The sequence below is a fragment of the Ruminococcus sp. CAG:57 genome (assembly GCF_000435935.1).
Taxonomy (GTDB): Bacteria; Bacillota; Clostridia; order Oscillospirales; family Ruminococcaceae; genus Hominimerdicola; species Hominimerdicola aceti.
In genome coordinates this window covers 22138-32043 of sequence record NZ_FR890771.1, presented here as the reverse complement: position 1 = coordinate 32043, position 9906 = coordinate 22138, and the positions used below count along the sequence as shown (strand labels likewise).

8 protein-coding genes and 1 pseudogene are annotated in these 9906 nt (G+C 42.5%); 8 read left to right on the top strand and 1 reads right to left on the bottom strand.

What is annotated here, in order from left to right; translation table 11 throughout:
- Nucleotides 1-47: 47 nt before the first annotated feature.
- Nucleotides 48-1040, bottom strand: a complete 993-nt coding sequence (locus QVO88_RS09420; RefSeq protein WP_022288232.1) for a replication protein — start codon at nt 1038-1040, stop codon at nt 48-50.
- A 346-nt stretch (nt 1041-1386) separates the two neighbouring features.
- Between QVO88_RS09420 and QVO88_RS09415 the strand changes: the two genes are divergently transcribed.
- The 8 genes and pseudogenes from QVO88_RS09415 to QVO88_RS09380 form a co-directional block, all read left to right on the top strand.
- The gene (locus tag QVO88_RS09415) at nt 1387-2439 is read left to right on the top strand and encodes a fibronectin type III domain-containing protein (RefSeq protein ID WP_022288231.1); all 1053 of its coding nucleotides are present in this window, start codon (nt 1387-1389) and stop codon (nt 2437-2439) included.
- 324 nt (nt 2440-2763) lie between these two features.
- Nucleotides 2764-3408, top strand: a complete 645-nt coding sequence (locus QVO88_RS09410) for a hypothetical protein (protein WP_022288229.1) — start codon at nt 2764-2766, stop codon at nt 3406-3408.
- 347 nt (nt 3409-3755) lie between these two features.
- Nucleotides 3756-4775 (top strand): phenylalanine--tRNA ligase subunit alpha, encoded by a 1020-nt coding sequence (pheS, locus tag QVO88_RS09405; protein WP_022288228.1) that lies wholly within the window; start codon nt 3756-3758, stop codon nt 4773-4775.
- Nucleotides 4775-5365, top strand: coding sequence for a hypothetical protein (locus tag QVO88_RS09400; protein ID WP_022288227.1), 591 nt, complete (start codon nt 4775-4777; stop codon nt 5363-5365). Before pheS ends, QVO88_RS09400 begins: the two co-directional genes overlap by 1 nt.
- A gap of 22 nt (nt 5366-5387) precedes the next feature.
- The gene (gene pheT, locus QVO88_RS09395; RefSeq protein ID WP_022288226.1) at nt 5388-7802 is read left to right on the top strand and encodes a phenylalanine--tRNA ligase subunit beta; all 2415 of its coding nucleotides are present in this window, start codon (nt 5388-5390) and stop codon (nt 7800-7802) included.
- Nucleotides 7803-7930: 128 nt separating this feature from the next.
- Nucleotides 7931-8176, top strand: coding sequence for an IreB family regulatory phosphoprotein (locus QVO88_RS09390; RefSeq protein ID WP_022288225.1), 246 nt, complete (start codon nt 7931-7933; stop codon nt 8174-8176).
- A 130-nt stretch (nt 8177-8306) separates the two neighbouring features.
- Complete coding sequence (locus QVO88_RS09385; RefSeq protein WP_022288224.1) at nt 8307-9146, top strand: polysaccharide deacetylase family protein; 840 nt, start codon at nt 8307-8309, stop codon at nt 9144-9146.
- Nucleotides 9147-9305: 159 nt separating this feature from the next.
- A pseudogene (locus tag QVO88_RS09380) lies at nt 9306-9906 on the top strand (hypothetical protein); the annotation flags it as partial.

Genomic DNA, 9906 nt, shown 5'->3' with positions numbered 1-9906 from the left:
CCTACAGAGTTTAAATTTTTTCCACGTGACACTAACATAGCGTGAAATTATGGTTGTAAGTTTTCATCTTTATCAAGATTATACTTCAATTTATATGATTTGAGGTCAATTTCCTCAAAGATCATGCCGTCTTTATATGTAACTATCTTGTCGATACGTCTAACAAAGGCGTTCCACGTTTCATAATATTTGTGCTGAATAGCGGTGTACTGTTCTTCAAAATTCCAATTTGATATGATGTACACCTTTGTAAAACAAGCTATCCTATTCATATATCTTGCAGGAAGTTCAAGAGGGTAACCGTCAAGGTAGTTAAGCATATTATCAATAGGAAGGCTGTTTCTGAACTCCTCAAAGACAATAACGTCTTGACCGTGGTAACTGTCAAAAGGGTGTTTGTAGTCGGTGATACGATAAACTTTATCATAGCCGTATAGCTCCATAACACTTCTTGTTTTACCTGTTCCCGATTGTCCACAGATATATGTGACCTGAACATCACGGAACACATTTCGCCATTTATCAAAGACGTATAAATCACGGACTTTTTGCAGGCGGTCAATTTGATTCCAAAGTTGCGGAAATTCTTCAAGAAGTCGGATATCGTCAGCACCTTCTTTTATACGTTGTAGGATATCCTCATTTGTAAGTTGCTTACCGCCTTTTGTTACACGCAGTTCGCCCCACTCCTGCACCTCGCCAATGCGAGTATCTGACTTCTTGCAATAGTCACTTGCTTGCTGTGCTGTGCCGTTGGCGAACTCTCCGTGAAAAAACTGTGGTGGAAACATATTCTGCAAGGTTGTACCACGCTTGCGGTTTTTAAATTGGATAAAGCCTTGAATATGTTCGGTATTCTCGTTGTGACCTCGTTCACGCTGAAAGACGTAATAGTTTACTTCCTCATACTGCATAATGAAGTTTATCACCTTTTCATCAGTATCAAACGTAAGATCTTTAAATTTATCCTTTTCTCCACAGGTCTTGACCTTTGACGGATTATTTATTGTAAAACACCAATTACAAGACTGTTTCGGCATTATATTCACCTCTGTGCGATTATGTTTGTGCGTGTGCGATTGTTTTTGCATATGACCGCACAGCCGTAAAAGGCGTGTTTACTTGCCTTACTGCCTGCTTGTGCGATTGTGCGATAGGGGGTAAAGGGTAATACTAACCTTTACCCCCTACATACCTACTTCCGATTTTTTTCGGATTTAGGCATAAAAAATAGATGTGATACGTTTTGTAACACATCTATTGTAAACCTACAACGGAATATTTTATTTTTTTGGTAGAAGTATTGACAAATATTTGTTTTTGTGGTATTATATAATATTACCATGACATATGGGGAATTATAGAGAATCGGGAGAGGTGCTTTTTATGAAGAATGGTATGAAGAAAACGGCGGCTGTTGTTATGGCGGCAATGCTTATGGGCACGGGGGCTGTTGTACCTGCGGCGGAGGATATGGGGATATTCTCACAGACGACTATCGTTGCGGAAGCGGCGAGTGTTGGCAAGGTAACGGGGCTTAAATCTAAGACGCTTTCAAACAGTGAGATAAAGCTCAACTGGAGCAAGGTAAAGGGTGCGAGCGGTTACACTGTTTATATGCGAAAAAACGGCAAGTACAACAAGCTTGGGGATTGCAAGGGCACGAGCTACACAGTTAAGAAGCTGCCTAATGCAACGAGAGAAAATTTTAAAGTAAGGGCATACAAGACTGTAAAGGGCAAGAAAGTTTACGGAAAATATTCCGCAAACTGGAACACGGCGACCAATCCGCAGGCTTGCAAGGGGCTAAAGGTAAGCAGTGTTGGCACTGACAGCGTTAAGCTTTCTTGGACGAAGATAGGCTGTACAAATTACCGCATTTATCAGAACATAAAAGGCGAATGGAAAGAGATAGGCAAGACCACAGGGACAAGCTACACTGTGAAGAAGCTTGCGCCTGCGACAAAGTATCAGTTCAAGATAAGGGCTTGCAAGCAGGACGACAAAAAGACGAATAATAATCACTATGGCAAGTATTCGGGGGTCGTGACGGCGACAACTAAGAAGAGTGACAAAATCACACAGGCTGATATTGATGCTATGAAGGCAGAACTTACAGCATATTCAAGAGACAAGGCGGAGTATATCAAGGAACATTATACGGAGTTTTGGAAGTACGGCATAGATTATAATACGTTAGAAGAATATTTTTCAATGCGTGAGAACAAACTTACACCGTCAGAGGCAAGCTATGATGATGTGTATACTATTCCTTTTGGAGAAACAGACATAGATGAAGTGACTGATTTGTTTAGAGGCAAGTTAGATTTTGAGTACAGTGAGAGGAGTGACGTTTATTACGTTGTGTATGTGGAAACCTGTCCTAACGGACACAGAATAAACCCAAAACCTTGTTGGGCTATCTATTTTCTTTACTAATAGCGGACACATATAGCACAATAGTAATGTGAAAGGAAGCTTAAATAATGAGAGATAAAACATATCACGAAATGTATGATCTGTTGACACAATCTATGTCATTAAACCATAAAATGATTGACAAGATTGAAGAACTAAGATCTGAGAACGCAATTCTGTATAGGCAGATTGAGGAGTGCAGAGACACATTAAGAACGTTGATATCAAAAGATTTTGAAAGTTCAAATGATAATAAGAGACTTTTTTCATTCTGTTAGAAAGCAAAAACGCTATACAAAATCTGTACTTGCTATGGAAAAGTCAAAGAGTTGAGAGGTGAATGTTTTGCAGGCGGTTTATGAATATCCTCCGAAGCTGTCAAGGGCGGAGAGGCAGGTCAAGGCGGCACATGATATTGAAGAACACAGGAAAATGCAGAGGAATATGTATAAGAATATCCTGCTTGGGGTCGTTATCATGATAATTGGTGCGGTGTTTGCAAGTGCGGTCTTTGCAAAGGTTCTGCTTATACTGCTGGGGGCTTGCAATTGTTCTGTGGGCGGGCTTATGTACTGGTATTACTCGCTTTCACGGGACGCTGATGTTTACACGAGGATATATGAGGATCACATTGAACACTCTCAACGCATGGGGCTTTCTAAAAGCTATTTGCACATATGCCTTTACTATGAGGAAGTAGAGAAGTCTTATCAGACAAACAAGGGAAGACTCGTTTGCGTGCTGAAAAATGTGGAGAAGTCAAGCTTTGTGGTAAAGGACAAAGAGGGCAGGGAGAAAGCTTTTGTGCCTGAGGACGGTATGATAGCTCTGAGCTTTCAGGACACTAAGGGCAAGCTTGTGCTTATCAATGACTTTTATGAGAAGATAGGTTATCCACACAAGGAATACAACAAGATAGAGGACGAGGAGGACGATTATTACTCCGAGGAGGATATGAAGTGGGACAGGCTTCATAAGCATGGACTGTAGTTGTAAACTTTTTGTTAAGCCCTTGAAATGTGGGGCAGAATGTGATAACATATTATTGTATCAATACACTTAAAACACTATGACCGAGAGAGTAGTTTTGCTAAGGGTCTTCAGAGAGAAGCTGCGGCGTGTGTGCGTTTTCTGAAAGCGGCTTTATATCCTGACAAAATGAAGTTCACTTGCGAGTGGTCATGCCGAATGAGAGATAGTCTTTAGTAAGCGTGAACGTCTGTCTGCGTTAAGGACGGAAGAGTGTTGGCTCTTTACTGATAGGTGGTATAAACAAGAATTTCAAAGTCTTGTCCTGTTTAGTCGGGGCAGGGCTTATTTTTATAGGAGGATAAGTAATGAAAGAACAGTTGAAAAGCATTGACGAGCGTGCGAAAGAAGAACTTTCACATATTGATGACGCCAAGCTGTTGGAAGATTTCAGAGTAAGATTTCTTGGCAAAAAGGGAGAGATAACTTCCATACTTAAGCAAATGGGCAAGCTTTCCGCAGAGGAAAGACCTGTTATCGGTCAGCTTGCAAACAAGGTAAGAGCTGATATCGAGAATGCTCTCAATAAGCGTAAGGAAGAGCTTAAGAGCAAAATGGAGCAGGTAAGGCTTACAGAGGAAGCTATAGACGTTACGCTTCCGGGCAAGAAAACAAGAATAGGCAGACCTCACCCTCTGAACGCTACTCTTGAAGAGGTAGAGGAAGTGTTCCTTGGCATGGGCTTTGACATCGTTGACGGTCCAGAGGTTGAAACAGACCATTATTGCTTCGAGGCACTGAATATGCCTAAATCTCACCCTGCAAGAGATACGCAGGATACATTCTACATCAATGAGAACGTTGTTCTTAGAACACAGACTTCTTCTGTTCAGATAAGAACAATGGAAAAGAGAAAGCCACCTATCAGAATCATTTCACCGGGCAGAGTTTATCGTTCTGACACAGTGGACGCTACACATTCACCGCTGTTCCACCAGATAGAGGGTCTTGTTATTGACAAGGGCATCACTATGGCTGACCTTAAGGGTACTCTTGAGCTGCTTATGAAGCGTCTTTATGGCGAGGACACTCAGATAAGACTTCGTCCGCACCATTTTCCATACACAGAGCCTTCTGCTGAAGTTGACCTTATGTGCTTCAACTGCCATGGCAAGGGCTGTTCAATGTGCAAGCAGGAGGGCTGGGTAGAGCTTCTCGGCGCAGGTATGGTACACCCTAAGGTACTTGAGGGCTGTGGCATTGACCCTGAGGTTTACAGCGGATTTGCATTTGGTATCGGTCTTGAAAGAATAACAATGGGCAGATACAACATCAACGATATGCGTCTGCTTTATGAGAACGATATGAGATTTTTAGAGCAGTTCTGATGAATGAAGTTATGAGCCAGAGCAGGCTTTACAGAAAGCTTGTGCCGTCAAAGGCTAAGCTTGTAACGTCGGCGGCTATCAGCACACTTATGGCGCTGATAGTAGGCGTTGGCGGTGGGTTATCGGTCATGCTTGTAAAAGAACAGCAGAGTGCATGGGATATGCTTGTGCTATGTGGGTTTCTGGTGATTTTTCTGGGTATCCTGCTTTTTATCGGAATAAGAGGATTTAAAAGGCAGGTAAAACAATACAGAGGGAACCTTGCAAGGCTGGAGCAATTTGACGCTCAGGATATGCTGGCTTTGGAAAGCGAGATAGAGGGAAGCGAGTTCAAATACAACACCTTTTATCTACTTGACAGATATATGTATGTGCCTAAGGCTAAACTGCTTATAAAATATACGGATATTAGAGAGTTCAAGACCATAGTTCACAGCACAAATGGTGTCAATGACAGCATGAAAGCTGAGATAACTGATAATTTCGGGATAAAATATACTGTGAACATAAAGCGGTGGAAAGATTTCTATATTTATAGACCGCTGTTTTTAAAGGACTTGGACGAGAAGATACAAAACTGCGGTAAATGATAAGATTACGGAGGAATAATAAATGGATTTGTCAATGAAATGGCTTGCAGACTATGTTGACTGCGATATGCCGATAAAGGATTTTGTTTCCGCTCTGACGCTTTCAGGCTCAAAGGTAGAGTGCTTTGAGCAGGAGGGCAAGGATATTTCTAACGTTGTTGTGGGCAAGGTAGTTTCTATGGAGCGTCACCCTGACTCTGACCATATGTTCATCACTCAGGTAGATGTTGGAGAGGACGAGCCTGTTCAGATAGTTACCGGTGCTCAGAACGTTCACGAGGGCGATTTTGTGCCAGTTGCAAAGCACAAGTCATCTGTTCTACATGAGGGCAAGCAGGTGAAGATAACAAAGGGCAAGCTGAGAGGCGTTGCTTCTAATGGTATGCTTTGCTCTCTGGGCGAGCTTGGACTTTCTGTTCACGATTTCCCATATGCTATAGAGGACGGAATTTTCATTCTTGGCGATGACTGCGACAAGACTGTAGGCAAGGATATACATGAGGCTATTGGATACAATGACACAACTGTTGAGTTCGAGATAACTTCAAACAGACCTGACTGCCTTTCTGTTATCGGTCTTGCAAGAGAAACTGCGGCTACTTTCGGCACAGAGCTGAAAGTCAAGAAACCTGAGTTCAAGGGCATTGACGGGGATATCAACGATATGCTCAAGGTAAAGATACACAACACTGACCTTTGCAAGAGATATATGGCCGGTATCGTTAAGAACGTAAAGATAGGTCCGTCACCTCGTTGGATGAGAGAAAGACTCAGAGGCTGCGGCGTTAGACCTATCAACAACTTTGTTGATATCACAAACTATGTTATGCTTGAATATGGCAGACCAATGCACGCTTTTGACCTGAGATATGTTAAGGACGCTTCTATCAACATCAGAAATGCTAAGGCAGGAGAAACTATCACAACTCTTGACGGCGAGGTAAGAGAGCTTTCAGAAGAGATGCTCGTTATTGCTGACGCTGAAAAGCCGGTTGCTGTAGCAGGCGTTATGGGCGGCGAATACAGCGGTATCATGGACGATACAACTACTGTTGTATTTGAGTCTGCCTGCTTTGACGGTGCGAGCGTAAGAACAACAGCCAAGAAGCTTGGCATGAGAACTGACGCTTCTGCGAGATATGAAAAGGGTCTTGACCCACATGAGTGCTATGAGGCTCTTATGAGAGCTTTCCAGCTTGTTGAAGAGCTTGGTGCTGGCGAGGTCGTAAAGACTTACATTGATGAGAACTATGAGGACGAGACACCTAAGACGGTTGATTTTGACCCTGAGTGGATAAATAAGTTCCTTGGTACTGAGATACCTGAGAGCGACATGGTTGAATATCTCACAAGGCTTGGCTTTGAGATAAAGGACGGCAAGGTAGTTTCGCCATGGTACAGAGTGGACATTGCCTGCAAGGCTGACGTGGCAGAGGAAGTTGCTAGACTTTACGGCTACAACAAGATTCCAAACACTATCGTAAGAGGCGTTGCTCAGGCTAAGCTCACCGAGGCGCAGAAGTTTGACAGACATATACAGAGATCTATGCTCGCTATGGGTCTTAACGAGATATCTACATTCTCATTCATTTCGCCTAAGTATTTTGACAAGATAAATCTTCCTGCTGACTCAAAACTGAGAAAGACAGTTGTTATCACAAACCCTCTTGGCGAGGACACTAGCGTTATGAGAACGACTATCATTCCGTCTGTATGTGAAGTGCTTGCAAGAAACTACAGCTACCGCAACCCTGAGTGCTATATCTTCGAGAGAGGAAACGAGTATATACCAGTTGAGGGAGAGGTGCTTCCTAACGAGCCTGAAAGACTTGGTTTTGGTTTCTATGACACTGAGACGAAGGCTGATTTCTATGACATCAAGGGTTTTGTCGAGGGTCTGCTTTCTAAGCTCGGCGCACAGAAAGTTGAATTTGAAAAGGCTACTGCTGAATGTAGCTTTGACGAGTTCTATGCTTTCCACCCAGGCAGAGTTGCTGTCGTTAAAGTAAATGGTGAGGAGATCGGCATTTTTGGCGAGCTTCATCCGAGAGTTCTGGAGAACTACGGCATTGACGCTAGAGCTTATGTGGGCAAGATAAATGTTCCTGAGCTTATGGCAAGCTGTGTTGCTCAGAAGACATATAAGCCACTGCCTAAGTATCCTGCTACAACAAGAGATCTGTCTATCGTTTGTGATGACGATATCCCTGCGGCTCTTCTTGAAAAGACTATAAGCAAGGCTGTTGGCTCGATACTTGAAAAGGTAACGCTTTTTGACGTTTACAAGGGCGAGCAGATCGAAAATGGCAAGAAGTCTGTTTCATACTCCATTTCAATGCGTTCACATGACGGCACGCTTACTGACGAGCAGGCTGACAAGGCTATGAAGAAAACTCTTGAAGCTCTCAAGGCTATCGGTGCTGAACTCAGAATGTAAAAAATATAGCGCTTGATTTGTATAAAGTGCATAAATTTTGCTTTTTGACTTGTTATTTTGAAACAAATGGAGTATAATAATATCAGGCGTATTGCTGATATTAATACATTGCAGAGGGGCTGAGCATAATGCACGAACAAACTATGGAATTTTCAGTACAGCACGACAAGGAGGCTGAGCTGAAAAAGACACTTACAATTATATATGACGCTCTGAAAGAGAAGGGCTATAATCCTATTAATCAGATCGTAGGTTATATTCTTTCTGAGGACCCGACCTACATAACGACATACAATAATGCCAGAAGTCTTATTCGTCATATTGACAGAGATGAACTTTTGCAGGCATTGGTGAAGTCCTATCTTGAGTCATAACTGATATTTAAAGGCGGTAGTTTTTGCCGCCTTTTTTGTTTTACGTCAGAATTTACCTGAAACGTATTTTTGTATAAAGACGTTTTCTGAACATAATAGTATAAGATGATAAGAAAACGGAGGGCTTCATATGAAGATAAGAAATTGCATGGCACTTATTTGTGCAGTTGTAGCGCTCAGTGCTTGTGGCAGGACAGTGATAATGCGTGAGGGAAATTCATCAGAGGGAACAAGCTCGGCGGTCATTGAGCCTGTGGCTGTGGGAAAGAAAACCGCAAAGGAAAAGATAGATCTTTCGGGGCTTTCACATGACAAGGTCGGATATGGTCAAGGCGTTCTTGTGGACGAAAAGAACAGGACGACTGGTGCGTTTGATTTTAATGCACAATACGGTAAGCTTAACGCAAAGGCTATAAATAATGATGACAAGATATATCTGACCTTTGATCAGGGTTATGAGAACGGATACACTGAAAAGATCCTCGATGTGCTGAAAGAGAAAAAGGTCAAGGCGACGTTTTTTCTTTTGCAGGATTATGCAGAGAAAAATCCTGAACTTGTGAAGCGTATGATAGACGAGGGGCATATTGTAGGAAATCATTCGGTACACCATTATTCTATGCCGACGCTTGGGCAGGCGGAATGTGAGTCGGAGATAAAGGATTTCCATGAGTATATGGAGGATAACTATGATTATACCATGACAGTGTTCAGACCGCCTATGGGCGAGTTTTCGGAGTTCTCTCTTGGAGTGACGGCAAACTGCGGTTATGAGACTGAGCTTTGGAGCTTTGCTTACGCTGATTGGGACGTGAACAATCAGCCTGATGAAGGACAGGCTCTTGAAAAGCTTGTGAATGCGGCTCACCCGGGGGCTATTTATCTCCTGCACTCGGTATCGAAAACCAATACTGATATTCTCGGGGACTTTATCGACAGAGTGAGGACTGGCGGATTTGAATTTGGCTGATAAGAGAATATGATGAAGAGAGGCCTTGTGCCTCTCTTTTTGTTATTTTAGGGGTATTTGTAGCTGATTTGTAATATGTTAGTCTATTGACAAATTGTTAAAAGTATGTTATATTTTAAATACGAACAGAAACATGAGTTTCTTTAAGGAGGAAATAAAATGGTAAAAAATAAGGTGCTTACACCTGTATTGGCAGGCGTTTTGGGTCTCAGCATAGTTGGCTCAGGTCTTGGCTATTATTTTGTAAATAAAGACAGTAATGATGGTAAAACTGAGGGCGGCAAGGCTAAGCTTACTCAGGTGGCAGATAATATAAACAACACTCTTGGCACGGCTGAAAAGGCTATCAAGGGCGAACTTGATTTTGCTTACAACGCAACGGCTACTGTTTCATTCGGTGAGGGCTTCACAGAGCAGGCAGGTGTCAGCTTACAGCCTATTTCTGTGACAACTGTTACAAAGCAGAAGGGAAGCAACACTGCAGCAGATGTTTCGCTGACATATGGCGGAAATAATCTTGTGTCTGCTAATGCTGTATATTCCAGAGATAACAAGTCGGCTTATGTTCAGATACCTGAGCTTTCTGACGCTTATCTTATGGTTAACGTTGACAGCCTTAAAGACAAGGTAGGCAGTGAGCTTTCTTCACAGGGCATTGACCTTGATTCTCTCTTTGATTCTGCTGAGGGCGCTGATGTTGATTTTGATACTGACGCATTTGAAAAGGATCTGGAGGAATACAAGAAGGTTATAGAGGACT